The sequence below is a fragment of the Collinsella sp. AF33-16 genome, assembly GCF_003475325.1.
Lineage (GTDB): Bacteria > Actinomycetota > Coriobacteriia > Coriobacteriales > Coriobacteriaceae > Collinsella.
The window spans coordinates 1-25967 of sequence record NZ_QRQC01000014.1 but is presented as its reverse complement, the minus strand read 5'-3'; the positions used below and the strand labels follow the sequence as shown (position 1 = coordinate 25967).

The window sequence follows — 25967 nt, the reverse complement described above, 5'->3', positions numbered from 1 at the left end:
CCTCCCCTATTTGAGCTTACGGGTCTTGGGCTTAAAGCGCATGCCCGTCTGGCGTCCGCCACGTGCGGAGAATCCATAACCGGACTGCGGCACGACGCCGGACATCAAAAACGGAATGGCAACCAGACCCGTCAGGATCGAAGACGGCAGCGCATGGCCGAAGATCGCCACGACAAAGCTCGTCTCCATACCCATAAACAGCAAGATGATGCTGTAGATCACATTAATGACGAGCGCAAAGGCGCCCACAGTGATGCCGCGCGCACTCGGGGTACCGCTCGTTTGACCGGCAGCGCTGTGCACCAGGGCAAAAGAACCCACGGTCAGCAGGAGCGACATAACTCCCACCGGCACGGCAGCGGACAGGTCATAAAACAAGCCGCTGCAAAAACCGCACACGACGGCACGGGTCGGGTCGCCCGAGAACACGCTTAGGCACACCAGGATAATCATGAAGTTGACGCGACCGCCCGCAATGGAGATCTGCGGTGCCAGGCCTGCCTGCAGCAGCACGCACACGATGGCGGCGATTACAAACGTGCGGGAGCTCATCCCCTGCTCGTGTAGATCCATGGACATGCCCCCTATTCGCTCGAGCCGGAATCGGTCGTCTCGGACGTGTCGGAACCGTCATCCGAGCTCTCGTCCTTCGTCTTGGTCGCAGCATCGCGCGACGTTCCCTGCGGCGTGCTATTAGCGGTGCTCACGTCCTCATCCGAGGCCGACTGTTCGTCGGTCAGCGAGGTGATGACCAGCACTTCCTCGTTGTTCTCGGCCGTTGTCTGAGCGCGTACCACAATGGTGTAGTACACGTCGTTTGCCGATTTCTCAACCGACGAGACGGTGCCGAGCGGAAGGCCCTTGGGGAACACACCGCCAATGCCCGAGGTCACGATGATGTCGCCAACCTTAACGTCGGAGTCGACGCTCACGTACTCAAGACGCAGCGTGCCGTCAGCCTGACCCTGCAGCATGCCCTGGGCGCGCGTGTCCTGCACCATGGCGGACACGCCCGAGCTCTCGTCGCCAATCAGGCGCACGGTCGATGTCTTGGCCGAAACTTCGATGATCTGTCCGATAACACCGGCCGAACTCGTCACAGGCATGTTGATGGAAAGCCCGTCGGCAGAACCCTTGTCGATGGTTACGGTCGAAGTCCAGGCATCGCCCGAAGCACCAACGATACGAGCTGCGGTCGATTTGAGGTTGTAGGTAGACTGCAGGCCGACCAGCCCCTCCAGACGCTCAGCAGTCTTTTGGGCCTCGGAGAGCTCGGCGACCTTAGAGGTCAGCTCCTCGTTTTGCTTCTTAAGCTCGTCGAGCGTGTCCTGCGACGCCGTAAGGTTAGAGAACACGTTGCCAATCGCATTGAAGGGAGCCGCCACAGCCGAGCCCACAAAGCGTATCGGCGAGGTAATCGTCGTCACACCCGAGCGCACGGCATGAATCGGCCCCGCCTCGCCCTCACGGATGTAAAACGTGAGCAGCAACACCGAAATCAGGCTGAAAACAATCAACGGGCGCATACCCGTTGATTGTCGCTTGGTATTCAGATTTGTGGAGAAACCCGAAGATCGTGCCAAATGGAATCCACCTTTTGGAAATTAAGCATTGGTCTGGACGAAGCCGCCATCAAACGCATTGGCCTCGAGCACACGGGCACAGCCGTTAACGACGTTATCGAGCGCCGTGGGGCTAACGTTGACCGAAACGCCGGTCTCATCGCGTAGGCGCACGTCGAGACCGCGCAGCAGCGCGCCGCCACCGGTCAGCAAAATGCCGTAGTACATAAGGTCCGAGGCAAGATCGGGAGGCGTAGCGTCGAGTGCGTCCTTGACGGCCTTGGCCATCTCGTCGAGCGGCTTGTTGAGTGCGCGACGAATCTCCTCGCTCTCGATGCGCACGGTCTTGGGCAGACCGGTGATCACGTCGCGGCCGTTGACCTCGACATCGAGCTCGTCCTTGAGCGGCACGGCGGAGCCGACCTTGATCTTGATGTCCTCTGCCGTACGCTCGCCGATGGCCAGGTTGTAGGCATCGCGAACGTGCGTGAGGATGGCCTGGTCGAACTCGTCACCGGCAATACGGATGGACTGCGAAACGACGATGCCGCCCATGGCGATAACGGCAACCTCGGTGGTACCTCCGCCGATGTCGATGACCATGGAGCCGGTGGGTTCCTCGACAGGCAGGTCGGCGCCGATAGCGGCAGCCATAGGCTCTTCGATCAGGTAGGCCTGGCGAGCGCCAGCCTGGATCGTGGCCTCAAAGACAGCACGCTTCTCGACCGATGTGACGCCGGAGGGAACGCAGACGACAACACGTGGACGCGGGGTCCACGGATAGCGCTTCTCGGACGCCTTGTCGATAAAATAGCGAAGCATGGCCTCGGTAACATCGAAGTCGGCGATGACGCCGTCCTTCAGGGGACGAACGGCCACGATGTTGCCGGGCGTACGGCCGAGCATGCGCTTTGCCTCGATACCGACCGCCAGGATGCGCTCGTCGTTCTTGTCGATGGCAACAACAGAGGGCTCGCGAATGACGATGCCCTTGCCGCGCACGGAGACAAGCGTATTGGCGGTGCCGAGGTCGATGGCAAGATCGCCCGCATAGCTACCGAAGAACATATCCATCAAAGAAAACAACGCAACTCCTGATGTGTTGGATGATTGCTGGAAAACTACTAGCTCATCATACTAGCGCAAGCCCGGCACCTCACTTGCGGTGAAGCGCCGGGCAAAGCTAAATCCCATAAGGTCACTACTGGTTGTCAGCAGCCGAGAAATCCATATCGAGCGAGGAGACGGCCCAGCCGATATGGTTGTCGGAGCGCACGAATTTGACGGTGTACTCCTGCTCGCCGCCCTTGGACAGCGATGCCTTCACCTTGGCGGTCGTCTCGGTCATGGACTGATCCATGCCCTCGACGGACACGGTGGCACCCTGCGGAATCGAGGAGATGATCATCGACTTAGCGTCCTCGGACAGGCTCGAGGCCAGACAAGACTCGGCCTTTGCGGTGTCACCGTCGCCAGCAGCCTGGAACAGATCGGTGATAACCGACTCCTGCGAGGGGAAGCCAAAGCCGCGCGTATAGGCAAAGCCCAGACCGCCCGCGGCGATCAAAATGAGCAGAAGCAGCACGATGAAGACTTTGAGACCCGTGTGGCGATGGCGACGACGAACCTTGGCCTGCTTGCGGTCCTGACGGTCCTGCTGGACCATCTCGGACTCGGACAGCGTAAAGAAGCCGGTGTCCGAGGGATCAGGCATAAACTGACCGGTCGCGCCCGTAGGATCGAGCGGATCGACGGCAGGAGCGTCCATCGCGGGCGCCGGAGCCGTGGCCATAGCCGTCTGGGCAGACAGCGCGGCAAGCGAATCGTGCACGCGGGCAAGCTCGTCGGCCTGCTCGGAGGTGAGCTGGTAGATGCCATCGGCAGTAGCGGCGTTAAAGGCGTCGAGTGCGTCGGAGGGACGGCCGGCGGCAGAAAGCGCCTGACCCATGCCGGCGTTGAGCGCACGCGTGTCGTCGCGGGGGCCGGCAAAGTCGATAGCCGTGCGGTAGGTCTCCACGGCATCCGCCGAACGGCCGAGCTTAATGAAGCAACGACCGAGCTCGCCGAGTGCGGCGGCAGGAGCCGGATTGGCGCCGTCGATGGCGGCCTGACGGAAGGCAGTACCCGCGTTGGCATAGTCGCCCGACTGGAACAGCGCGTTACCCAGGCCCAGATAGGCCTTAAACGGCGTGGCATAGGAAGCATCCTGCGTAGCAGCAGAGAACGCCTGGGCGGCCGTCGTGTAGTCGCCCACGGCGGCGAGCGCCTTGCCGCGGTTGGTGAGCAGCGCGCCGCGCTTGCCGTAGGTGCCGTCGTTGAGGGCGGCGGCATAGGCCTCGGCGGCCTCGGCATACATGCCCAGGTGCATCAAGGCGTTGCCACGAAGGTGATCGGCCTCGCCCATAATCTCATCGGGAGTCTTTGCCGCCCCAAGCATCTGGGCTGCAGCGGAAAAATCACCCGCGCGGTAAGCGGCGCGGCCCTGTTGGATCAGCTGGCTATTCAAGGAAGTCCCCTTTACTCGTGAACGATCTCGACATGGACGATCTCGTCGCCGGCACGCAGCTGCGAAATCACATCGAGACCCTCAACCGTGGTACCAAAGACGGTGTAACCGGAATCGAGGTTATGCTGGGCGCCCAGGCAGAAGTAGAACTGCGAACCCGCGGAATCGGGGTCCATGGAGCGTGCCATGGCAAGGGCGCCATCGACATGGCTGTTGCGCGGATTAGTGGCAAACTCGCCCTTGATGCAGTAGCCGGGGCCACCGGTACCGGGCATGCCGTCGGGGCCCTCAAGACCGGCAGCGACGTCGGCGCCGGACATGTCGCGGGTATTGGGGTCGCCGCCCTGGATGACAAAACCGGGCACATAGCGATGGAACTTAAGGCCATCATAGAAACCCATCGTGGAAAGCTCGCAGAAGTTCGCGACATGAATGGGAGCGCCCTCGCCGTCAAACTTGACCTTGATGGCACCCTTCGACGTCTCGATAACGGCGCACTCGTCGCCGGCAAGCTGATACTCGGGCGTGTAGAGCTCTTTCTTAAAACCAAACATGTGGTTCCCTCCTCGTGCGTTTAAAGCATATTTGTACGAATTGTAGCAATAAGCATGGGCTTACATCAATTGCGCACGTAGGTTATGCCGACTATGGCGAACTAATTTTAGGAACGCTGCTGCGGCTTCCAGGAACCCACATTGGCATCGTACTGGTTCAGCGCGCTGTTGCCGCCCTGCGCGATGGGCGCCAGGATCTCGCTTTGGTGGGAACTCATCGACTCGCCATCGGGAATGGCCAGCGAGATATCCCAGCTCTGGCAGATCACGTCGACGCGCTCATACATCCACTCGGCAAGCTGCATTAAGTGGGCGATGTCATCCGCATAGACCGTATCGTCCTGTACTTTCAGGTTGTTAAGCTCATCTTGCGTCTTTTTGATCTGGTCGCGCAGGGCGTAGGCACTCTGCGACAGCTCCTGACGGGTGGACAGCGGCGTTCGGAGATAACCGTTGTTAAAGGAATCGATGACCTCGCCGATCTGGTCCTCGTCAGCGTAGGACACGATGGTCTGATACAGACCGTCGAGCCTGGTATAGAGCTGATCATCGGTGAGCACGGTTTCTTCCTGGACCACCTCGGCAGAATCGTCCTGCTTGGTATCGTCCTCAGTGGCCTCGCCCTTTTGGCGCGTGGGGAAGGTGGTCTGTGCAGCTTGGCCAAACTGGTCGTAAAAGCCGGGCATGACACCCATGGGATCGGTCGTCACGAACCAATAGGCACCGCCGCAAACGACGGCAAGGACCGCGATGACGACGAGCGGCTTGGGGATATGACGCTTATGCTTGTGATAGGCGTCCTCGTCGGGGTGCACCTTGCGCTTGGGTTTTTGAGCATCGTCATGCAGGGAAACGGGCGTGGGAATATCGACCTTGGGGATACCGAAATCCTTATCGAAAGCCGGCAGCACGCAGGTCTCATTGGGGTCAGCGGCGTCCGAAAGCACCGCAGCGGCAGAGGCTGGCGCATGCGGCACCTCGGTATCGATCTGCTCTTGCGTTAGGCGCGGAAAGCCCGCCGTGCGGCCCGCTGCCAGGTCGGATGCGGCCGCGTCCTCGGAGAGGATACCCGGAGCGGGGCGTCCGCATTTGGGGCACGTGCGATCATGCGGAGAAAGACGGGCACCGCAGCCCTCACAGAACACAAACTCGGTGTGCTCGGGACCATCGCCCGGACCCACATAGGCGTTGCAGTAGGGGCAGAACGAGGCGCCGTCCTCGATAGTCTTAAGGCAATGCGGGCAGATCACGGCATCCTCTTTTCGAAGCAATTCAAACAATCGAGGTTAGAGCATAACATCGCCACGGCCCCACAGGAGCAAGGCACCAATTCAACATCGCCAGGGCGCGTAGCTACTTCTTCTTTTTGCTTGGCATCGAAACTTTGATGCCTTGGGCGGACTTGGTTACGCGGGAGCGCTTGGCGCCCGTGGGCTTCTTTTTCTTGGGCTGGGCCTGGGCCACGCCCTCGAGTGCGCGGGCCTCGGCCTCACGAACGGTGCGAGCTTCGCGGCGCTGCGCCATGTCGGCGGCGACGCGCTTGGCAAAACGCTCCGCCGTCGAACCCGTCGAGCTCACCTTGCCGCCACCGCGACCCAGGCGGACGCGAACACCGCGGCCAAAACCAGTTGCGGCATGACGACGACGCGGCTTGAGCGAATCCATCATCGTGGCGAGCTTAAAAAACACCGAGCAGGTAAAGACCACGATGACAGCCAAGATAACCATCTGGCCCATTGTCAGGTTGGCAATAGACAGCAGCTCCGGGAATCCGATAACGCCCACCAGGATGCCGGCGACTACAAACACAAAGAGCACCACGCGCAAGGGCGTGAGAGGCTGCGAGATGCGCCAGATCAGGCTGACGCTCGCCGCGCACGACGTAAGCAGGCACATCGTAGACAGCGTGAGCTGGTTAAAGCCAAACACGCGCGCCACAAAGATATCGAGCGCCGCGGCCAAAATGACCGCAATCGACGCCGGCAGTGCCCGCTTGAGCACGTTCGTCAGGAACGACCCCTTCACGCGAGCATTGTTGGGCTCCAGGCCCAAGACAAAGCCCGGCGCGCCAATGCAGAAGAAGTTGATGAGCGTCATCTGAATCGGCTCGAAAGGGTACGGCGGCAGCGCGATGCACAGCGCCGCCAGGCCCATCGAGAACAGCGTCTTGGTCAAGAACAGCGAAGCCGAACGCTGCAGGTTGTTGATGGAGCGACGGCCCTCGGCCACCACGGCGGGCATCGAGGCAAAGTCGTTGTCGACAAGTACGATCTCGGCCACGTTACGTGCGGCATCGGAACCGGCCGCCATGGCGACGGAGCAGTCGGCCTCCTTGAGCGCCAGCACGTCGTTGACGCCGTCGCCCGTCATGGCCACGGTGTGCTCGCGGCGCTTGAGCGCCTGCACGAGCTCGCGCTTCTGCTGCGGGGTCACACGCCCAAAGACATGGTAGCGGTCCACTGCGGCATCGAGCTTTGCCGGCGTATCGAGCGTCGTGGCGTCCACATAAGCGTCCGCCCCCGGCACGCCCACCACGCGCGCGATCGACGACACCGTACGCGGGTCGTCGCCACTGATCACGTTGAGGGTCACGCCCTGCTCGTTAAAGTAGCCGATGGTCTCGGCCGCCGAGGTACGAATCTCGTCGCGGATGGTCACAAAGCCCACGGGCTCGGCCTCGCCCACCATATCGCCATCGGGCGTAAAGCCGTCCACGCGCGCCACCACGAGCACGCGGCAGGTATCGGCAAGCTCGGCGACACGGTTCTCGACCTGGGCAAACGCACGATCAGAGAGCACAAACTGCGCCGCACCCATCACATAGGAGCCCTGTGCAAACGACGCGCCGCTCCACTTTTTGGAAGACGAGAACGGAATGACCGACAGCGGCTCGGACACCTCGACCGGACGGTCGGCGTAATAGTTGAGCAGCGCCTGACAGGTCTCGTTGGCATCGGCCGAAGTCGCACGCGCCACGTTAGCCAGAGCAAAATCGAGCACCGTGGTATCGACGGGAACGGCGGCGTCGCCCTCCCCCGCACCCATACCCTCGACCGGCAGCGGATACGTACCCTCGACCTCCATGCGACCCGACGTGATGGTGCCCGTCTTGTCCAGGCACAGCACGTCGACGCGAGCGAGCGTCTCGATGCAGTAAAGCTGCTGCGCCAGCACCTTGCGGCGGGCCAGGCGCACCGTGGCGATGGCGAGCACCGACGAGGTCAGAAGCACCAGGCCTTGCGGGATCATGCCCAGCAGGGCGCCCACCGTGGACAGCAGCGCCGACGAAGGCACATGACCAGCCAACAGCTCGGAGAAGCACCACGAAAGCGCGCTATCGCCCGGGGTTCCCGCGGCATCCCACAGCTCGCTCACACTCGAGGCAAACAACGCCAAACCGAGCGGGATCATGATGATGCTCGCAAAGCGCACGATGGCGTTAAGCGCGTTCATGATCTCGGAATTGACCTTTTTGACGTACTTGGCCTCGTTATTAATTTTGGCCACGTAGTTGTCGGCGCCGACATGGATCACGCGGGCGCGCAGCAGGCCCGAGTCGATAAAGCTGCCGCTCATGAGCTCGGAACCGGGCTGTTTCTTAATAAGGTCGCTCTCGCCCGTCAGCAGGCTCTCGTTCACGAGCGCCTCGCCCGAAACCACCACGGCGTCAGCGGGAATCTGGTCGCCACGCCCCAGGCGGATGATGTCGTCGAGCACGATCTGGTCCAGGTCGAGCTCCACCTCGGAGCCGTCGCGCACCGCGATGGCCTTCTTGGAGGTCAGCAGCGTGAGCTTATCGACCATCTTCTTGGAACGCATGGACTGAATGACGCCAATAGCGGTATTGAGGAACACCACGAACAGGAACGTCAGATTCTTAAACGAACCGGTCAAAATGACCAGGAACGCCAAGATCACGTTGATCAAATTGAACAGCGTGCAGAGGTTCTCGATGATGAGCTCTTTGACCGACTTGGTCTTGAGCTCCATGTTGCGGTTGATCTTACCGGCGGCGATGCGCTCCTCGACCTCGGCGGTCGAGAGTCCGCGCTCGATATCCGTTGCTGCCATACCACGTCCCATCACGTCGCGTCGGTATAAGAAAAACCGCCCGGACCATGCGAGGTTCGGACGGTCTTACGTTCGATGGTGCCCCATGTTGGATTCGAACCAACGGCCTTCTGCTCCGGAGGCAGACGCTCTAATCCCCTGAGCTAATAGGGCCAACGTTTGGCATTATACCCAAGTGCACCACGGGCTATCAAAATAAAAGAAAAAGCTTTGCAATTCCGAGGAAGACGCGGTGCAACGGCCCACTTTAGAAGGCAAAAGCAAGTCAGATAGTATAAACTCTCATGCACCATATATACACGGCTCGCAATGCGGGCCGTTTTTGCAAGGACTATCCATCGAGGTGAGAGGCACACCATGATTGCAATTTTAAAGCAGAGCGCCAGCGACGAGGCCGTCAGCCACATCGTCAGCTGGATCGAGAAAAAGGGACTCAAGACCGACGTCTCGCGCGGCGAGAACGAGACGATCATCGGCCTGGTGGGCGATACGACCAAGATCGACCCATTCCTGCTCGAGTCCATGGACGTCGTCGAGCGCGTGCAGCGCGTCTCCGAGCCGTTCAAGCGCGCCAACCGCAAGTTCCACCCCGAGGACTCCGTCATCGACTGCGGCCACGGCGTCAAGATCGGCGGCGATCAGTTCCAGGTCATCGCCGGCCCGTGCTCCGTCGAGGGCGAGAACCTCATCCGCATCGCCCGCCGCGTGAAGGCCGCCGGTGCCACGATGCTGCGCGGTGGCGCCTACAAGCCCCGCACTTCCCCGTACGCCTACCAGGGCATGGGCCCCGCCGGTCTGGACCTGCTGTGCGAGGCGTCTGCCGAGCTCGACATGCCGATCGTCACCGAGATCATGGACCCGCGCGACGTGCAGGTCTTCCTGGACAAGAAGATCGACGTCATGCAGATCGGCGCCCGCAACGCCCAGAACTTCCCCCTGCTCAAAGAGGTCGGCAAGACCAAGACTCCGATCTTGCTTAAGCGCGGTATGTCCGGCACGATCGATGAGCTGCTCATGGCCGCCGAGTACATCATGAGCGAGGGCAACGACAACGTCATCCTGTGCGAGCGCGGCATCCGCACCTTCGAGACCCGTACTCGCAACACCTTCGACCTCAACGCCGTGCCGGTGCTGCACCACCTGTCGCACCTGCCCGTCGTCGCCGACCCCAGCCACGCCACCGGCTACACCCGCTACGTTGAGCCCATGGCGCTCGCCGCGACCGCCTGCGGTGCCAACGGCCTGGAGATCGAGGTCCACGACGAGCCCAGCCGCGCATGGTCCGACGGCGCCCAGGCCCTCACCCCCGATCAGTTCGACGACACCATGCGCCGCATCCGAGCCATCCGCGAGGTTGTCTGCCAAGAGACCATGGAGTAGCCCATGGGTACAGTGAGAAACGCGCGCGTTAACCAGGGCGGCCCCAAGTGCGCCGGCATCGTCGGCCTTGGCCTGATCGGCGGCAGCTTTGCCCGCGGCTATGCGCAGGCGGGCGTCCGTGTGCTGGCCTGGGACCCCGATGACGATGTCATGACGGCCGCCAGCATGGGCACCGTCGCCGGAGAGCTCAACGACAAGACGCTCGGCGAATGCGACATCATCGTCCTGGCTTGCTACCCCGAAGCCTGCATCGAGTGGCTCGAGGCACACGCCCAGGCACTCGCCGACGCCACCGAAACCGAGGCCATCATGGGCCCCGTGGTAATTGACACGGTGGGCGTCAAGGGTATCGTGTGCGAGCGCGCCTTTGAGCTTGCCCGCGAGCACGGCTTTTACTTTGTGGGCGCGCACCCCATGGCGGGCACGCAGTACTCGGGCTATGCACACTCCCGCGCCGACCTGTTCCAGGGCGCCCCGCTGGTGCTCGTACCGCCCGCGGTGGACGATGCGCTCAAGCTGGAGCTTTTGGGCCAGGTGCGCGAGATGGTGCGCCCCTTGGGCTTTGGCAAGTTCAGCGTGACCAGCGCCGCCGAGCACGACCGTGTCATCGCCTTCACGAGCCAGCTTGCGCACGTGGTATCCAACGCCTACGTCAAAAGCCCCACTGCCCAGGTCCACCACGGCTTTTCGGCCGGTAGCTACCGCGATCTCACCCGCGTGGCGCACCTCAACCCCCAGATGTGGTCCGAGCTCATGATCGACGACGCCGACGCGCTCGCCTTCGAGATTGACCATCTAATCGAGGCACTCGGAGCCTACAGCAGAGCGCTCAAAGACCGCGACCAGCGCTATCTGGAGAACCTCCTTGCCGAGGGCGACCGCATTAAGCGCGCGCTCGACGACGAGGCCTCCCACTAGACAACCCATCACGCCAGGTCGAAAGGACCGAAGCTTATGGCGATTACCATCGATATCGACACTGCACGCCCCTACCAGGTGCATGTTGGCACGTTTTTGCTGGAGCAGGCGGGGCCGCTCGTGCGCGCCACCGCCGGCGGCACCAAGGCCGTCATCGTGACGGACACCAACGTGGGCCCGCTCTACCAGATGCCCGTTAAGCAGAGCCTGGAGGCGTCAGGCTACGAGGTGAGCATCTGCACCTTCGAGGCCGGCGAGGCCCATAAGCGCGCCGAGACCTACGTTGCCATTTTGGAATTTGTGGCCGAGCACGAGCTTTCGCGCTCCGACGTGATCGTGGCACTCGGCGGCGGCGTCGTGGGCGACGTGGCGGGCTTTGTGGCCGCCACCTACATGCGCGGCTGCAAGTTTGTGCAGATCCCGACGAGCCTGCTCGCCATGGTGGATTCATCGGTGGGAGGAAAGACCGCCATCGACCTGGCTGCCGGCAAGAACTTGGCCGGCGCCTTTTGGCAGCCGAGCGTGGTTATCGCCGACGTGGGGTGCCTGGCCACCCTCACGCCCGAGCAGTTCGCCGACGGCTGCGGCGAGGTCGTCAAGCACGCCGTGATCGCCGACCTGGAGCTTTTCGCCGAGCTGGAGAAGACCCCGCTCACGCTGGAGCTGCTCAACCGCGATGTGGCCCGCGTAGCGCTCATCATCGCCCGCAATATCGACATCAAGCGCGCCGTGGTCGTCGCCGACGAGCGCGAAACCAACCAGCGCAAGCTCCTCAACTTTGGACACAGCGCCGGACACGCCGTCGAGGCCTGCGAGCACTTTGAGCTGGGACACGGCAACTGCGTGTCGATCGGCATGGGCATCATCACGCGCGCCGCGGCCCTGCACGGCGTCTGCGATGCCGCACTGCCCGGTCGTATTGAGGAACTCTGCGCCCGTCATGGCCTCACGACCCGCTGTGACCTAGATGCCGATACCGTCTTTGCCGAGGCGCTCCACGACAAGAAGCGCGCGGGCGACACCATAGACCTGGTGATTCCGCACGGCATTGGCCGCTGCAGCATCGACCGCACACCGCTTTCCACTTTCCACGAACTCATTGCCGAGGGCCTCGGCCAGAAGGGAGACGCATCCGCATGCTAGCCCGCATCACCCCGTCCCCGCTCAAGGGCACCGTTCCCGCCATCGCGTCCAAGTCGATGGCGCATCGCCTCATCATCTGCGCTGCGCTTGCCAACGGCGAGACGCACGTCACCTGCAACACCACCTGCGCCGACATCGAGGCCACGGTGCGCTGCCTTACGGCACTGGGTGCTCGCATCGAGACCGTCGAGGACGGCTTCCAGGTCCACCCCACCATGAAGAGTGTTGAGTTTGGCCTGCTCAAGGCCCTTGCCGGCGGCACGCTTGACTGCGGTGAAAGTGGCTCCACGCTGCGCTTTATGCTGCCTGTCGCCTGCGCGCTGGGTGCGGATGCCACCTTCGTAGGCCAGGGCCGCCTGGGCGCCCGCCCGCTCTCCCCGCTCTCGGACGAGATCATCGCCGCCGGCTGCGACCTACAGGGTCTGGGCGGTTTTCCGCTCAAGACGAGCGGCCGCATGCGCCCGGGCACCTTTGTGCTTCCGGGCAACGTGAGCTCGCAGTACATCTCGGGCCTGCTGCTGGCAGCCCCGCTGCTGGCCCAGCCCTCCTGCGTGCAGGTAACCGGCCTCATCGAGAGCCGCCCCTACATCAACCTGACGATACAGGCCATGAAGGCCTTTGGCGTCGAGGTCAACGTCGAGCGCATTCCGGCCAAGGACGGCCAGCCCGAGGTCACGAACTTCCGCGTGAGCAGCGGCTCGTACCGCACGCCCGGCAGCGTAGCCGTCGAGGGCGACTGGTCCAACGCCGCCTTTTGGCTGTGCGCCGGTGCCATCGGCACCGACCCAATCACCGTCGAGGGCGTGTCACTGAGCTCCGCACAGGGCGACCGTAACGTGCTTGCCGCGCTTTCGCGCTTTGGCGCCCGCATCGTGCGCTCCACCAACGCCGCCACCGTGCAGTCCGACAAGCTCGCCGGCTTTGAGATGAGTGCCCACGACATTCCGGACCTGGTGCCCGTCATCTCGGCCGTGGCCTCGCTGGCACAGGGCCGCACCTTTATCCGCGATTGCGCCCGTCTACGCATCAAGGAATCCGACCGTCTGGTCACCACCACCCGCGAGCTCACCGCGCTGGGCGCGCAGGTGCGCATTGCCGGCGATGACCTCATCATCAAGGGTGTCGATGCCTTCACCGGCGGCGAGGTCGATTCGCACAACGACCATCGCATCGCCATGATGGCCGCTATCGCCGCGAGCCGCGCCACCGGCGAGGTCGTGATCCACGGCGCCGAGGCCGTCAACAAGTCCTATCCCGATTTCTTCGACCACTACCGCCTGCTGGGCGGCAAGGTCACACTCGAGGAGGAATAGCATGTCCTCGACCTTTGGCAACGTCTTGCACTTAAGCATCTTCGGCCAGTCGCACTCCCCCGCCATCGGCTGCTCCCTCGATGGCATTCCGGCAGGTATCGCCGTGGACCAGGAGCAGCTGCAGGCCTTCCTCGACCGTCGCGCCCCCGGTCGCGACGAGACCGCGACCAAGCGCCGCGAGGCCGACGCCGCCCAAATCATCGCCGGCGTGGTCGATGGGCACACCACCGGCGCGCCCATTGCCGCGATTATCGAGAACACCAACACGCGCTCCAAGGATTACTCCGAGCTGCGCCGCAAGCCCCGCCCCGGACATGCGGACTTCCCTGCGCGCGTGAAGTATCACAACATGCACGATGTCGCCGGTGGCGGGCATTTCTCCGGCCGCCTAACGGCACCCCTGTGCATCGCCGGCGGCATTGCGCTGCAGGCACTCGAGGCCCGCGGCATTAAAGTGATGGCGCATGTGGCGCAGATCGGCGGCATCTCCGATCTGCCGATGGACGACATAGTCTATCGCGAGGCCGACCGCAAGGCGATCCTTACGAACGATCTGCCGTGCATTGACGCCGCCGCAGCCGGCCGCATGCGCGAGGAAATCCTAGCCACGCGTGACGAACTCGACAGCATCGGCGGCATCGTGGAGTGCGGCATTTACGGGCTTCCCGCAGGCATCGGCGACCCCATGTTCGACGGCATCGAGAACCGCATCGCGCAGATCGCGTTTGGCATTCCCGCCGTAAAGGGCGTGGAGTTTGGCATGGGCTTTGCCGTGGCCGCCATGCGCGGCAGCGAGAACAATGATCCGTATCGCATCGATGCCGAGACCGGCGAGATCGAGGTCGAGTCCAACAACGCCGGCGGCATCCTGGGCGGTATTTCGACCGGCGCGCCCGTCATGTGGCGCATGGCCGTAAAGCCGACGCCCTCCATTGGCCGCGAGCAGCAGACGGTGGACATGGACGCTATGGAAAATGCCGAGCTCTCGGTCCACGGCCGCCACGATCCCTGCATCGTCCCCCGAGCTGTCCCCGTAGCCGAGGCAGCCGCCGCCCTTGCCATCTGGGACGCCCTCCTCGAAGACGCCGCCCAGCGCTAACTACCCACCCCTCAACATCCCCCGACACGTGAAAGGGGTCTCCATGGACCTTGCTGACATCCGCCAGGCCATCGATGGCATCGACGCCACGCTCCTCAACAGCTTTGTCGAGCGCATGGACATTGCCACCGAGGTCGCCAAGTCAAAAATCGAGATGGGCAAGGCCGTCTTCGACCCCGCCCGTGAGCGCTCCAAGCTCAACAACCTCGCCAGCCGCGCGCCCGAGCGCTATGAGGCACAGACCATCACCCTGTTCCGCTTGCTCATGAGCATGAGCAAGGCCGAGCAGCAGCGCTACATCAACGAGCTCAAGGGCATCACCGTCTCGCAAAAGGCCCACGCCACGGCTACAGCCTCCGACACGCCCTTCCCTCAAACGGCCACCGTCGCCTGCCAGGGCGTCGAGGGCGCTTACAGCCAAATCGCCGCGTGCAAGCTCTTCGACGTGCCCGACATCGCGTTTTTCGAGACCTTCGAGGGCGTCATGCGCGCCGTACGTGACGGCTTCTGCGAGTTTGGCGTGCTGCCCATCGAAAACTCCACCGCGGGTTCCGTCAACGCCGTCTACGACCTGCTCGCACAGTTCGATTTCCATATCGTGCGCTCGCTGCGCCTCAAGATCGACCATAACCTGCTCGTCAAACCCGGCACCAAGCTCGCAGACGTGCGTGAGGTCTACAGCCACGGCCAAGCCATTGCCCAGTGCGCCGGCTTTATCGAAGCCCACGACCTGCACGCCACCAAGTACCCCAACACGGCCATGTCGGCCGAGATGGTCGCTAACTCCGACCGCACCGACGTTGCCGCCATCGCCTCGCGCAGCTGTGCCGCACTGTATGGCCTGGAGATACTGGAATCCAACATCCAGGACTCGGACAACAACTACACGCGCTTTGTCGTCATCAGCCGCGAGCCGCGCGTCTACCCCGGTGCCAACCGCACCTCGCTCATGATCACCACGACCAACGAGCCGGGCGCCCTCTACCGGGTGCTCGAGCGCTTCTACGCCCTCAACATCAACCTCATCAAGCTCGAGAGCCGCCCCATCCCCGGCCGCGACTTTGAGTTTATGTTCTACTTTGACCTGGACTGCCCCTTTGGCAGCAGGGCCCTCGACGACCTGCTCGATTCCATCGACGACGTGTGCGAGAGCTTTACCTACTTTGGCAGCTACACGGAGGTGCTCTAGATGACCGATGTCGCCGCAACCCGCCCCTACGGCGTGCTGGGCCGCGTGCTTGGCCACAGCTACACGCCGACCATCTACAAGGAGCTCGCGGGGCTCGAATACGTGCGTTTTGAGCGCGAGCCCGAGGACCTCCAGGCCTTTATGACGGGCGACGAATGGGAGGGCACCAACGTGACCATCCCCTACAAGCGCGCCGTCATGGAGTATCTGGACGAGCTGAGTCCGCTCGCCGAGCGCATGGGCAACGTCAACACCATCACACGCCTGCCTGACGGTTGTTTGCGCGGCGACAACACCGACTACTTTGGTTTTCAGTGTCTGGTCGAGGAGTTGGGCGTAGAGGTTGCCGGCAAGAAGGTCCTCGTGCTCGGAGCCACCGGCGGCGCGGGTACTACGGCCAGTATGGTGCTCGGCGATCTGGGCGCCACCGTCGTGCCCGTGGGCCGCACGAGCCAGGTCAACTACGACAATATCTCGCAGCAGTCCGACGCTGCCCTGCTCGTCAACTGCACGCCCGCCGGCATGTTCCCCCACTGTCCCGACGCCCCCTGCACACTCGAGGGGCTCAATGCGCTCGAGGGCGTTATCGACATTGTCTACAACCCCGCTCGCACGGGACTCATGCTCGAGGCCGAGCGCCGCGACATCCCCTGCATCGGCGGTCTGCTCATGCTCGTGGCCCAGGCGGCGCAAGCCGTTGAGCGCTACACCGGCCAGGTCACTCCGCGCGAGCGCATTCTGGACGTAACGGAGCGCCTGTCACGCCGCGAACAGAACATCGCGCTGATCGGCATGCCGGGCTCGGGCAAGACCCGTGTGGGCGAGCAGATTGCCCTGCTCACGGGGCGAGAGCACATCGATCTGGATCGCGCCCTCGAGGAGCGCCTGGGCATGCCCTGCGCCGACTTTATCGTCGAGCGCGGCGAGGCGGCGTTCCGCGAACAGGAGACGGCGGCGCTGGCCGACATCTCCAAGCGCAGCGGCCTGGTGCTTTCCACCGGCGGCGGCGTGGTCACGCGCGACGAGAACTACCCGCTGCTGCACCAGAACAGCCAGATTGTGATGCTCAATCGCAAGCTCGACGAGCTCGCCCACAAGGGCCGCCCCATCACGGCGCGCGATGGCATCGACAAGCTCGCCGAGCAGCGCATGCCGCGCTACCGCTCCTGGGCCGACTACATCATCGACTCACGCGACTGCGCCGCCAACACCGCCCAAGCCCTCCTCGACACCCTCCCACCCGCCTCTAACCAAAACCACCACAAAGGGGACAGGCGCCTTTGTGGTGGTTTTCCAATCGCAAAGGAAGCAACCATGAAAGCACTCGTCATCAACGGCCCCAACCTCAACATGCTCGGCATTCGCGAGCCGGGCATCTATGGCAGCGACAACTACGACCGCTTAGTGCAGATCTGCCAGGAGGCAGGTGCCGCACAGGGCTTCGACGAGATCGAGGTCTTCCAGTCCAACCACGAGGGCAGCATCGTCGACAAGATCCAGGAGGCCTACGGCAAGGTCGACGGCATCGTCATCAACCCGGCCGCTTATACGCATACGAGCGTGGCGATCCTCGATGCCCTCAAGGCCGTCGCCATCCCGGCTGTGGAGGTCCACATCAGCGCTGTCGAGACCCGCGAGGAATTCCGACAAGTAAGCTACGCCCGCCTGGCCTGCTTCGCCACCATCACCGGCGAGGGCCTCCAGGGCTACGCCCACGCGTTGGAGCTGCTGAAAGAGCGTCTCGAAAAGTAGCCTCGCGAATCCATTTATTAGCAACGATTCACACGAACAGAACTCCAGCGCCGGCAGCAGCACCTCGCTGCTGCCGGCATTTTATTACTGGCATATAATCGTTGCAGTCACACAACGTCTGGAGACCCACATGCTGAGCATTCACCTGGGGGATTACCCCGGTTCCATCTACGATACCGAAACCTATTTTAGGAACTCGTACCTGGATTCCTGGTTCGAGGACCCTATGGCAGCGCAGATGATTAAAAGTATTGACGGTTCAGAGCTCATCGGCCCCCACAACATCATCAGCAAACAGCTCGGTTCGATTACGCCCCTCGAGCTTTCCGGCGGCGTTAAGACGCTGCTGCTGGTGCGCAATCTACCAAACATGGTGTTTAATGCATCCACTTGCGGAGATAACTGCGCCCGCTGGCTGCTCAAAATTGGCAAAGAGCAGGATGTGCTGGTAACCCTTTACCACATCATGAAATTCCCCTGGAAGCATTTTGAGATTCGCATTAATAACGATGGCCGCATCGTCAGGAACATGCAGGAGCTTGTCGGCGCCACGAATGACTTTTTGGATGTTGATGAATAATGAAGGGAACACACACCGTTGTCGTGGAGCGCGCAAAAGTCAAATACACGCTCACCTTTAAACGCAATATTTCCTTCATCCGCGGCAACAGCGGCACGGGCAAAACGACACTCATCTCGATGATTCGCGACTACAACGATCGTGGACCGGAGAGCGGCGTCACGCTCAGTTGTGACGTTCCCTGTGAAACGCTATCTGGCAGGCGTTGGGAACGCGAGCTTTCGATTATCGAGGACTCAATAATCTTTTTAGATGAGGGTAACGAATTTATCTACTCAAAAGACTTCGCAAAAGCCGTTAACGGGTCGTCCAACTATTTTGTCCTGATATCTCGTCGAGACGCCAGCGAACTCCCCTACAGTGTCAACGAAATCCTAAAGCTGGTAAACACCACGAGTAAAACAATCAATGGCCGAAAGAGCGATAAACGCTTCTACTCGGTAACAAAACCGATATACAGCCACACGGCAAACATGCTTTACCAGGATCTAAATGTTGGATTCGAGGTACCCGACGCCATAGTTGTCGAGGATAGCAAGTCTGGCTATCAATTCTACAGCGCCCTTTGCAACCGACTGGGAATCCCCTGCCATACCGCTACCGGCGTAGCGAATCTAAAACGAATGATTCACGAATGTCCCGAGAAAAACATCCTTGCCATAGGAGACGGCGCAGCGTTTGGCCCCTACATTGAAAAGGTACTGGGACAGCGCGTTTACAAAAACGTTCGCTTGTTCCTCCCGGAATCATTCGAGTGGACACTTCTGCGCTCCGGGCTCATACCCAGCAGCGACATTCCCAAGATCCTCGAGGACCCCTCAAGCTATATCGAAAGTCGCGATTATTTAAGCTGGGAGCGGTTCTTCACCGATGTGCTGGTCAAATACTCAGCAGACACTCGCTACGCTTACAAAAAGGCACGACTCAACGAGCAGTACCTAAAGCCGCAGGCAATGAATGCCGTATCGAAAGTCTTACCGGAGTGTTTGAAGACGAATTAGCAGATTCTTTAAATCATCTAGAAACCGGGGCTATGCACATGAGCTGAAGCTGCTGAAAGAAAGCCTACAACACGCCTGGTACACTAATCCTTAGAACAGAATTATCAGGTTTATTTGTCCCAAATCTTAAGTAACTGTTTGATTACATACAAAGGAGCACATCAATGTCCCAGTACGATTACCTCGTCGTCGGTGCCGGCCTTTCGGGCGCCGTCTTTGCCAATGCCGCCAGGCGCGCCGGCAAGTCGGTCCTGGTCATCGATCGCCGCGACCACATCGCCGGCAACGTCTACACCGAGGACGTCGAGGGCATCCAGGTCCACCGCTACGGCGCGCACATCTTCCACACCTCCATGAGGGACGTCTGGGACTACGTCAACCGCTTCGCCGAGTTCAACAACTACGTCAACTCGCCGGTAGCCAACTTCCATGGCAACATGTACAACATGCCCTTCAACATGAACACCTTCGCCAAGATGTGGCCGGACGTCGTCACGCCGGCGGACGCCAAGGCCAAGATCGCAGAGCAGGTGGCCGCCGAGAACATCGGAGAGCCGGCCAACCTCGAGGAGCAGGCGCTGTCGCTCGTCGGCCGCGACATCTTCGAGACGCTCGTGAAGGGCTACACCGAGAAGCAGTGGGGCCGCGACTGCAAGGACCTGCCCGCAAGCATCATCAAGCGCCTCCCCTGCCGCTTCACCTACGACAACAACTACTTCAACGACCGCTACCAGGGCATCCCCATGGGCGGCTACACCAAGATGGTCGCCAACATGCTCGAGGGCGTCGAGGTACGCTGCGGCGTGGAGTACAAGGAGCTGGCCGCCGCCGAGCCCGATATCGCCGCCAGGACGATCTACTGCGGCCCCATCGACGCGTTCTACGACTTCAAGCTGGGCACGCTCGAGTACCGCAGCCTGCGTTTCGAGACCGAGACCCTCGACGAGGCCGACCACCAGGGCGTGGCCGTGGTCAACTACACCGAGCGCGAGGTCCCCTACACGCGCGTCATCGAGCACAAGCACTTCGAGTTCGGCACGCAGGACAGGACCGTCATCACGCGCGAGTACCCGGCCGACTGGAAGCCCGGCGACGAGCCCTACTACCCCATCAACGACGCCAAGAACGAGGCCCTCTACAAGCAGTACGAGGAGCTGGCGGCGCAGGAGGGCGACGTGATCTTCGCCGGTCGCCTGGGCGGCTACAAGTACTACGACATGGACAAGGCCATCGCCGCCGCCTTCGAGCTCGTCCGCAACGAGCTGGGCGTGGAGCCCACGGAGGCGTAAGAGACGAGCGATTCACAGTCCCTACTAAATGAATCAATAGGCCGGCGAAGTGGTTACGCTTCCGCCGGTCTATTTCCAAGGGTAAAATGTACATTCGCCTCAAATTGATAAAATGTAAATGATGTTTAAAGCAATCATTCCAGTCATTCATTCTTAACCAACTAGAATTTGCAAAAGAATGGATTTGATTGCTTGTAATGCTAAATAAATAGAAAGAAGTATTGAATGCTCAACAAAATTAAACAACTTCTACCAGCATCATCTAGGTCGCTTCACGCCATGCATGACGATATAAACAGGCTACATGAAGAGCTAGAAAGAATTTATCATCGCATTGAAGTCGCCGATAACGGCATCAACATGAACATCAACTACAAGTTCGACAATATGGCAATTCCAATTATTGAGTCGATTGCTCAGAACCTCGATGCCCATGATGAGCACATGAAAATGTTTGCGTGGGAAGAGTACAAGCGACCAGAAGAAACTATCCAGGAAGCAAAGGAGCGTTTCTTTAAAGAGCTCCCAAAAGCAACTGGCGGATTAAGGCTTTTGCAGCTTGGATGCGGAAAACTGTTGGGGGAATTCGACACTCTCTGCAAAGAGAACGACATCAATTATTGGATTAACTTCGGAACACTTATCGGAGCCATTAGGCATCAAGGATTCATTCCCTGGGACGATGATACCGACCTTGGAATCATGCGCGATGATCTAGAAAAGCTATGCGACATCGTTGAAGACGACAACCGATATAAAATATCAATTGTTTACGACCGTTTTGTCCACTGTCGACAAGTTAGATTTCTTTACAACGACGAAAACATACCCTGTTTTCTGGATTTGTTCATTTATGACTGGGCTCCTTCAACTGACAACAAATTCGCCGAAGAGCAGCGAAAACTCCGTGTTCAAATGGTCGAAGAAATGGAGTCAGACAGAGCGCTGACATTCTGGCATGACGAGCCTTATTACTCGGGCGAGAACAATAGCCTGATTCAGAAGCATTACGATCGATGCCTCGAAAAGTCCAAAGCGGCCGGAATCATATGCGATAAGGAGCATGCCAAGGGCATCATGTGGGCTATCGACAACCTTGATGATGGAAAACAGAAACAATGGGTCTACCCCATTGCAGACCTCTTCCCCACTAAAGCTATAGCGTTTGAGGGCACACAACTCGAGGAGCCGAATAACCCCGATTTATTCCTCTGGAGCCGCTATGGGGATATCTACGAGCTTCCAAATGACATTAACAGTCACTTCCAACACGTCAATCATAACGAGCTGGAAAGTGGGTCCTCAAATCTTGCCATGAAACGCCTGCTTGATTAATGGTTAAAAATTGCCCCGTGCTTACCATGCAATACACGGGGCAATTTTATTGAGCAAGCCTGCCCTTTACCTCAGTAGTCGAAATACCAGGAGTTCGATTCAAGTAGACAACATCGCAAATATCTTTCAATGATTCAAAGCGAGGGTCGCCAGCCCAATCGCCTCCCATGCACACAACATCAGCGTGATACATCTTTATGTCTCGAGGCTTTTGATCCCAATTGTCTTCCGGAATTACCAAGTCAACATAACGCAGCGCTTCAAGCATCTCACGCCGCACATCATAGGAATAGAAGCTCCTTTTCCCTTTTAGAGCATTGAATTCATCGGTTGAGAGCCCAACGATGAGATAGTCGCCGAGCTTAGATGCCTGCTGAAGAAGGCGAATGTGACCATAATGAAGCAAATCAAACGTTCCGTACGTAAGTACTCGTTTTAAGGAATGGCGATCGTCCGCACCCGATAAACCGTTCTCCAGAAGATCGGAATTGGCCTCAATCCGAACAGACGAAAATGTGCCCATCAGCTACTCCATAAAAGAAGAGCCGTCGATTTGACGGCTCGATAAATACAGGTGCTCCATGGCGGATTCGAACCGTCGACCTTGGGATTAGAAGTCCCCTGCTCTATCCAACTGAGCTAATGGAGCGTAGAGTCATGCAAATACGCCAAAAGCGTGTTTGCACAACGCATAAATTATACCCTACTTAAACTGGTCGTGGTACGCCTTACATACCTCATCGACAGGACCATCCATGCGCAGGTCGCCCTTCTCGATCCAAACCGCTCGCTGGCAAATGCGTTCAACCTGCTCCATGGAATGAGAAACAAACAGTACCGTAACGTCGCCGCTCTCAATAAAATGCTGAATGCGACGCTCACACTTCTGCTGGAAGAACACATCGCCAACAGAAAGCGTCTCATCAACAATAAGGATATCGGGCTCGGTAATGGTGGCGATAGCAAAGGCGATGCGCGCGACCATGCCCGACGAGAAATTCTTAAGCGGCATGTCGACAAAGTCTTTAAGCTCAGCGAACTCGATAATATCGTCAAAGCTCGCATCGATAAATTCCTTGGTATAACCGAGCAGTGCGCCGTTAAGGTAGATATTCTCGCGTGCTGTAAGCTCGGGATCAAAGCCGGCGCCCAGCTCGATGAGCGGGGCGATGTTGCCGTGAACCTTAACCTCGCCCTCACTGGGCTCCAGAACGCCAGCGATGATCTTAAGCATCGTAGACTTGCCAGAACCGTTAGTACCAACCAGACCGACAACCTCGCCGCGGTGAACATCAAAAGAGATGTGCTTAAGCGCGCGGAACTCCTCAAAGAAGAGCTCGTGCTTAGCAAGCTTAATAAAGTATTCCTTAAGGTTCGTTAAAGACTCAGACGCCATATTGAAGATCATGGTGACGTCTTTAACCTCAACAGCAAGGGGCTGCTTGCTGTAATCAATAGCAGATTCAGTCATTACAGCGCTCCTTAAATGTAGAGAATAAACTTGTGCTCGGTCTTATGGAACACGGCGTAACCGACAACCAAAGCGATAACTGACCAGATAACGCAAAGTCCGAGCGTAAGCATGGAGGGCGTCGTGTTAAACAGGAAGATATCGCGCATGAACTGCAGGTAGTTGTACATGGGATTCACAACAACCAGCACCTGAATCCAATGGGCCATCTGGCTAATGTAATCGGTGGTCCAGAAGATAGGCGTCAGGTACATCCATGCGGTGATAACGACGGTCCAGAGGTGCATAACATCGCGGAAGAATACGGCAAGCGCCGAGAGCATCATGCCCAAGCCCATGCAAAAGCACATAAGCAAAAACAGGCAAACCGGCAGCAAGATTAAATGCCAGGTAGGAAGAACATGGAACCACAGCATAACCAGCGCGACGGCAACCAGAGAGAAGGCAAAGTTAACGAGCGAGAATAGCACCTTCTGAACCGGGAACACCCAGCGGTGCACCTTAACCTTTTTAAGCAAGGACGACGCCGCGATGATGGACATGAGCGCCTGGTTCGTCGACTCGGACATAACCGAGAACGTAATGTTACCGACGATTAGGTACAGCGGATACATCTCAGGCGTAATGGAGCCATTGCGGCTCTGACCAAAAATGGTCGAAAACACAATGGACATGACGACCATCATAAGAAGCGGATTGAGCACCGACCACGCAACACCCAAAACGCTGCGACGATACTTAATCTTAAAATCCTTAGTGACAAGCTGCCTCAGGATGTATTTGTCTTTTTCGAAATCATTTTTAGTGTGAGAGGCCGGCTTAGCCACCGCTTTCTGACTATCTACGCTGTCAGTCACGGACCAACTCCTTGTCTCGTAATACATAACAGTGGAAAGTATAGCCTTCAAACGCGGCAACTAACTCAGCGATCCAAATCTGGAAAAGTACCCCATAGTAATTACAGGCACCAGCCGACAGGTATACTAGCAACCTGCTAATAACTTATGGGGGCATTCATCTTGGACTATACAGACACAGCGGTCATCATTCCCTGCTACAACGAGGCCGTCACCATCGGCAAGGTCATCGACGACTTCCACCGCGAACTCCCCGGGGCCACGGTCTACGTCTACGACAACAACTCGACCGACGGCACGTCCCGAATCGCGCGCGAGCATGGCGCCACCGTGCGCCTCGAGCCGCGCCAGGGCAAGGGCAACGTCTGCCGCCAGATGTTCCGCGACATCGACGCTGCCTGCTACCTCATGGTCGACGGCGACGACACCTACCCCGCCGAATCGGCCCGCGCGCTCTGCGACCCTGTCATCGCGGGCGAGGCGGACATGACCGTGGGCGATCGCCTGTCCAACGGCACCTACGCCGAGGAGAACAAGCGCGCCTTCCACGGATTCGGCAACGACCTGGTCCGCTCTATGATCAAGTGGATCTACGGCTACAGCTTTGAGGACGTCATGACGGGCTACCGCGCCATGAGCCAGCCGTTCGTCAAGACGTTCCCCGTTCTGAGCGAGGGCTTCCAGATCGAGACCGAGCTCTCCATCCACGCCGTCGACCACCGCTGGCGCATCAAGGACGTCCCGGTGGAGTACAGGGACCGCCCCGCGGGATCGGAGTCTAAGCTCGACACGGTCGGCGACGGCATCAAGGTCATCGCCATGATCGGCACGCTCTTCAAGGACTACCGCCCGCTCAAGTTCTTCAGCCTCATCGCGCTGCTCTTCGCCGTTATCGGCCTCGCGCTCGGCATCCCCATCATTGTTGAGTACTTCCGCACTGGGTTGGTTCCCCGCTTCCCTACTGCCATGCTCGCCGCATGCTTCATGTTCCTGTGCGGCCTCAGTCTGGCGACGGGCTTCATCCTCGACTCGGTCGCCAAGGTAGAAAAGAAACAATGGGAGCTTCAGGTATACAAAACGCGCAATTCAAAAGGTGAGTAAACTCTAATGAGCACAAGCAAGCGTCTTACAAACTGGGATCTTCTAAGAGCCCTCTCAATGTTTCTAGTTGTTGTAGTTCACATCGCACCGCAACTTGGCAGTTTTCGAAATATCAACGCTAGCGCAATAGCTAGCACGGCTGCGATTATCTGTGACCCGATATTCTTCTGTCTGTCGGGCTATTTCGCACTGAAGCCATTAAAGAAGAGTTACAAGGATTACCTCTTCGGGAAAGCCCTATCGCTACTTCTTCCCATCTTTATCTATGCAACGCTTTTGTACGCTTACAAAGCGGCGACTGGCCAGCTTCAAGATACCAACTACATCCGATACACCAGCAGCCTTGTTCAAGGCGGCTGGTGGTTTGTCCCGGCACTCATTCCGTTCATTTTAGTAGCACCGGTACTGTCCAAAATGTTCGACGCCCTCGATGATCGTACCTGCAAAATTGCCCTGTTTGTGACCTTAGGAATCTATGCATGGGGTGGTCTGTCATCCGCTGCAAACTCTTTGCTCATCAACTCTCAGCATGTCACTTTTGCGGCGGCCATAAGCATGCTTCAACGCATTATTCCGCAATCGCTTCTCGGAGGAACGTATTTCACATTCTTTTGCATGGGATATTTCGTCAAGCGTGTTAACCCGTTATTGAATAGGCAAGAAGCTTGGTTTATCAAAACAGCAGGCATCTCATTCTTTATCATCGATATTGTGAGCGCATATTTTGGACTTGAAAGATCTGACCCAAGCTTCAACTGGATGATTGTGACCGTGGCTATATTCGTTGCATTTGATGGAATCAAACTTCTGAGTATTTGCCCGCATGAGCACCGCTGAATATTGCGA

23 protein-coding genes and 2 tRNA genes are annotated in these 25967 nt (G+C 59.1%); 13 read left to right on the top strand and 12 right to left on the bottom strand.

What is annotated here, in order from left to right; translation table 11 throughout:
* Positions 1 to 6 precede the first annotated feature (6 nt).
* The 8 genes from DWZ52_RS06605 to DWZ52_RS06570 form a co-directional block, all read right to left on the bottom strand.
* Positions 7 to 573, bottom strand: coding sequence for a hypothetical protein (locus tag DWZ52_RS06605; RefSeq protein WP_117840309.1), 567 nt, complete (start codon positions 571 to 573; stop codon positions 7 to 9).
* 11 nt (positions 574 to 584) lie between these two features.
* Positions 585 to 1526, bottom strand: a complete 942-nt coding sequence (gene mreC / locus DWZ52_RS06600; RefSeq protein ID WP_118385168.1) for a rod shape-determining protein MreC — start codon at positions 1524 to 1526, stop codon at positions 585 to 587.
* A 78-nt stretch (positions 1527 to 1604) separates the two neighbouring features.
* Positions 1605 to 2636, bottom strand: a complete 1032-nt coding sequence (locus tag DWZ52_RS06595) for a rod shape-determining protein (protein WP_006236061.1) — start codon at positions 2634 to 2636, stop codon at positions 1605 to 1607.
* 127 nt (positions 2637 to 2763) lie between these two features.
* The gene (locus DWZ52_RS06590) at positions 2764 to 4068 is read right to left on the bottom strand and encodes a tetratricopeptide repeat protein (RefSeq protein WP_233547282.1); all 1305 of its coding nucleotides are present in this window, start codon (positions 4066 to 4068) and stop codon (positions 2764 to 2766) included.
* A gap of 11 nt (positions 4069 to 4079) precedes the next feature.
* Positions 4080 to 4622, bottom strand: a complete 543-nt coding sequence (locus DWZ52_RS06585) for a peptidylprolyl isomerase (protein ID WP_118385167.1) — start codon at positions 4620 to 4622, stop codon at positions 4080 to 4082.
* Between the two features lie 107 nt (positions 4623 to 4729).
* On the bottom strand, positions 4730 to 5872 hold the full coding sequence (locus DWZ52_RS06580; RefSeq protein WP_158572423.1) for a zinc ribbon domain-containing protein: 1143 nt from the start codon (positions 5870 to 5872) through the stop codon (positions 4730 to 4732).
* A gap of 103 nt (positions 5873 to 5975) precedes the next feature.
* Complete coding sequence (locus tag DWZ52_RS06575; RefSeq protein ID WP_118385165.1) at positions 5976 to 8693, bottom strand: HAD-IC family P-type ATPase; 2718 nt, start codon at positions 8691 to 8693, stop codon at positions 5976 to 5978.
* A gap of 76 nt (positions 8694 to 8769) precedes the next feature.
* A tRNA-Arg gene (locus DWZ52_RS06570) sits at positions 8770 to 8846 on the bottom strand.
* 204 nt (positions 8847 to 9050) lie between these two features.
* Between DWZ52_RS06570 and aroF the strand changes: the two genes are divergently transcribed.
* The 11 genes from aroF to DWZ52_RS06510 all read left to right on the top strand — a co-directional run bounded on the left by aroF (position 9051) and on the right by DWZ52_RS06510 (position 21692).
* On the top strand, positions 9051 to 10073 hold the full coding sequence (gene aroF / locus DWZ52_RS06565) for a 3-deoxy-7-phosphoheptulonate synthase (RefSeq protein ID WP_117629151.1): 1023 nt from the start codon (positions 9051 to 9053) through the stop codon (positions 10071 to 10073).
* Positions 10074 to 10076: 3 nt separating this feature from the next.
* Positions 10077 to 10991: a prephenate dehydrogenase/arogenate dehydrogenase family protein gene (locus DWZ52_RS06560; protein WP_118385164.1), complete on the top strand. Its 915-nt coding sequence runs from the start codon at positions 10077 to 10079 to the stop codon at positions 10989 to 10991.
* 36 nt (positions 10992 to 11027) lie between these two features.
* Positions 11028 to 12134: a 3-dehydroquinate synthase gene (aroB, locus tag DWZ52_RS06555; RefSeq protein WP_117629149.1), complete on the top strand. Its 1107-nt coding sequence runs from the start codon at positions 11028 to 11030 to the stop codon at positions 12132 to 12134.
* Positions 12128 to 13447, top strand: coding sequence for a 3-phosphoshikimate 1-carboxyvinyltransferase (gene aroA / locus DWZ52_RS06550; RefSeq protein ID WP_117757150.1), 1320 nt, complete (start codon positions 12128 to 12130; stop codon positions 13445 to 13447). The genes aroB and aroA overlap by 7 nt, the downstream gene beginning before the upstream one ends.
* A 1-nt stretch (position 13448) precedes the next feature.
* Positions 13449 to 14546, top strand: a complete 1098-nt coding sequence (gene aroC, locus DWZ52_RS06545) for a chorismate synthase (RefSeq protein ID WP_118226978.1) — start codon at positions 13449 to 13451, stop codon at positions 14544 to 14546.
* A 43-nt stretch (positions 14547 to 14589) separates the two neighbouring features.
* Positions 14590 to 15735 (top strand): prephenate dehydratase, encoded by a 1146-nt coding sequence (pheA, locus tag DWZ52_RS06540; protein WP_118385163.1) that lies wholly within the window; start codon positions 14590 to 14592, stop codon positions 15733 to 15735.
* Positions 15736 to 17487: a type II 3-dehydroquinate dehydratase gene (gene aroQ, locus DWZ52_RS06535; protein ID WP_233547281.1), complete on the top strand. Its 1752-nt coding sequence runs from the start codon at positions 15736 to 15738 to the stop codon at positions 17485 to 17487.
* 130 nt (positions 17488 to 17617) lie between these two features.
* A complete protein-coding gene (locus tag DWZ52_RS06525) occupies positions 17618 to 18067 on the top strand; it encodes a DUF4869 domain-containing protein (protein WP_117639975.1) in 450 nt (149 codons plus the stop codon).
* Positions 18067 to 19068, top strand: coding sequence for a translation initiation factor 2 (locus DWZ52_RS06520; protein ID WP_117639977.1), 1002 nt, complete (start codon positions 18067 to 18069; stop codon positions 19066 to 19068). The genes DWZ52_RS06525 and DWZ52_RS06520 overlap by 1 nt, the downstream gene beginning before the upstream one ends.
* A gap of 164 nt (positions 19069 to 19232) precedes the next feature.
* Positions 19233 to 20357, top strand: coding sequence for a UDP-galactopyranose mutase (glf, locus tag DWZ52_RS06515; protein WP_117639979.1), 1125 nt, complete (start codon positions 19233 to 19235; stop codon positions 20355 to 20357).
* A 225-nt stretch (positions 20358 to 20582) separates the two neighbouring features.
* Positions 20583 to 21692: a phosphorylcholine transferase LicD gene (locus DWZ52_RS06510; protein WP_117639980.1), complete on the top strand. Its 1110-nt coding sequence runs from the start codon at positions 20583 to 20585 to the stop codon at positions 21690 to 21692.
* A 46-nt stretch (positions 21693 to 21738) separates the two neighbouring features.
* Here DWZ52_RS06510 and tagD read toward each other — a convergent pair whose 3' ends face one another.
* From tagD to DWZ52_RS06490, 4 genes are all read right to left on the bottom strand, one after another.
* Entirely contained in the window at positions 21739 to 22215 is a 477-nt protein-coding gene (gene tagD / locus DWZ52_RS06505; protein ID WP_118385162.1) for a glycerol-3-phosphate cytidylyltransferase, read from the bottom strand.
* A 52-nt stretch (positions 22216 to 22267) separates the two neighbouring features.
* A tRNA-Arg gene (locus DWZ52_RS06500) sits at positions 22268 to 22341 on the bottom strand.
* Positions 22342 to 22395: 54 nt separating this feature from the next.
* Positions 22396 to 23163 (bottom strand): ABC transporter ATP-binding protein, encoded by a 768-nt coding sequence (locus tag DWZ52_RS06495; protein ID WP_117639984.1) that lies wholly within the window; start codon positions 23161 to 23163, stop codon positions 22396 to 22398.
* Positions 23164 to 23174: 11 nt separating this feature from the next.
* Positions 23175 to 24020: an ABC transporter permease gene (locus tag DWZ52_RS06490; RefSeq protein WP_233547279.1), complete on the bottom strand. Its 846-nt coding sequence runs from the start codon at positions 24018 to 24020 to the stop codon at positions 23175 to 23177.
* Between the two features lie 162 nt (positions 24021 to 24182).
* On the opposite strand from DWZ52_RS06490, the gene DWZ52_RS06485 reads away from it, so the two are divergent.
* Both DWZ52_RS06485 and DWZ52_RS06480 read left to right on the top strand, forming a co-directional pair.
* On the top strand, positions 24183 to 25121 hold the full coding sequence (locus tag DWZ52_RS06485) for a glycosyltransferase family 2 protein (RefSeq protein ID WP_233524913.1): 939 nt from the start codon (positions 24183 to 24185) through the stop codon (positions 25119 to 25121).
* Between the two features lie 6 nt (positions 25122 to 25127).
* Positions 25128 to 25958 carry an acyltransferase gene (locus DWZ52_RS06480; RefSeq protein ID WP_118385160.1) on the top strand — a complete coding sequence of 277 codons (831 nt, stop codon included), beginning with the start codon at positions 25128 to 25130 and terminating at the stop codon, positions 25956 to 25958.
* Positions 25959 to 25967 lie beyond the last annotated feature (9 nt).

Excerpts from the sequence above, each read along its gene's own strand:
- aroF (WP_117629151.1), top strand. The coding sequence starts at position 9,051 with ATGATTGCAATTTTAAAGCAGAGCGCCAGCGACGAGGCCGTCAGCCAC.
- DWZ52_RS06575 (WP_118385165.1), bottom strand. The coding sequence starts at position 8,693 with ATGGCAGCAACGGATATCGAGCGCGGACTCTCGACCGCCGAGGTCGAG.
- aroC (WP_118226978.1), top strand. The coding sequence starts at position 13,449 with ATGTCCTCGACCTTTGGCAACGTCTTGCACTTAAGCATCTTCGGCCAG.
- aroB (WP_117629149.1), top strand. The coding sequence starts at position 11,028 with ATGGCGATTACCATCGATATCGACACTGCACGCCCCTACCAGGTGCAT.
- DWZ52_RS06495 (WP_117639984.1), bottom strand. The coding sequence starts at position 23,163 with ATGACTGAATCTGCTATTGATTACAGCAAGCAGCCCCTTGCTGTTGAG.
- aroQ (WP_233547281.1), top strand. The coding sequence starts at position 15,736 with ATGACCGATGTCGCCGCAACCCGCCCCTACGGCGTGCTGGGCCGCGTG.
- glf (WP_117639979.1), top strand. The coding sequence starts at position 19,233 with ATGTCCCAGTACGATTACCTCGTCGTCGGTGCCGGCCTTTCGGGCGCC.
- DWZ52_RS06595 (WP_006236061.1), bottom strand. The coding sequence starts at position 2,636 with ATGGATATGTTCTTCGGTAGCTATGCGGGCGATCTTGCCATCGACCTC.
- DWZ52_RS06525 (WP_117639975.1), top strand. The coding sequence starts at position 17,618 with ATGCTGAGCATTCACCTGGGGGATTACCCCGGTTCCATCTACGATACC.
- DWZ52_RS06520 (WP_117639977.1), top strand. The coding sequence starts at position 18,067 with ATGAAGGGAACACACACCGTTGTCGTGGAGCGCGCAAAAGTCAAATAC.
- DWZ52_RS06585 (WP_118385167.1), bottom strand. The coding sequence starts at position 4,622 with ATGTTTGGTTTTAAGAAAGAGCTCTACACGCCCGAGTATCAGCTTGCC.
- mreC (WP_118385168.1), bottom strand. The coding sequence starts at position 1,526 with ATGCGCCCGTTGATTGTTTTCAGCCTGATTTCGGTGTTGCTGCTCACG.
- pheA (WP_118385163.1), top strand. The coding sequence starts at position 14,590 with ATGGACCTTGCTGACATCCGCCAGGCCATCGATGGCATCGACGCCACG.
- tagD (WP_118385162.1), bottom strand. The coding sequence starts at position 22,215 with ATGGGCACATTTTCGTCTGTTCGGATTGAGGCCAATTCCGATCTTCTG.
- DWZ52_RS06480 (WP_118385160.1), top strand. The coding sequence starts at position 25,128 with ATGAGCACAAGCAAGCGTCTTACAAACTGGGATCTTCTAAGAGCCCTC.
- DWZ52_RS06560 (WP_118385164.1), top strand. The coding sequence starts at position 10,077 with ATGGGTACAGTGAGAAACGCGCGCGTTAACCAGGGCGGCCCCAAGTGC.
- DWZ52_RS06510 (WP_117639980.1), top strand. The coding sequence starts at position 20,583 with ATGCTCAACAAAATTAAACAACTTCTACCAGCATCATCTAGGTCGCTT.
- aroA (WP_117757150.1), top strand. The coding sequence starts at position 12,128 with ATGCTAGCCCGCATCACCCCGTCCCCGCTCAAGGGCACCGTTCCCGCC.
- DWZ52_RS06605 (WP_117840309.1), bottom strand. The coding sequence starts at position 573 with ATGGATCTACACGAGCAGGGGATGAGCTCCCGCACGTTTGTAATCGCC.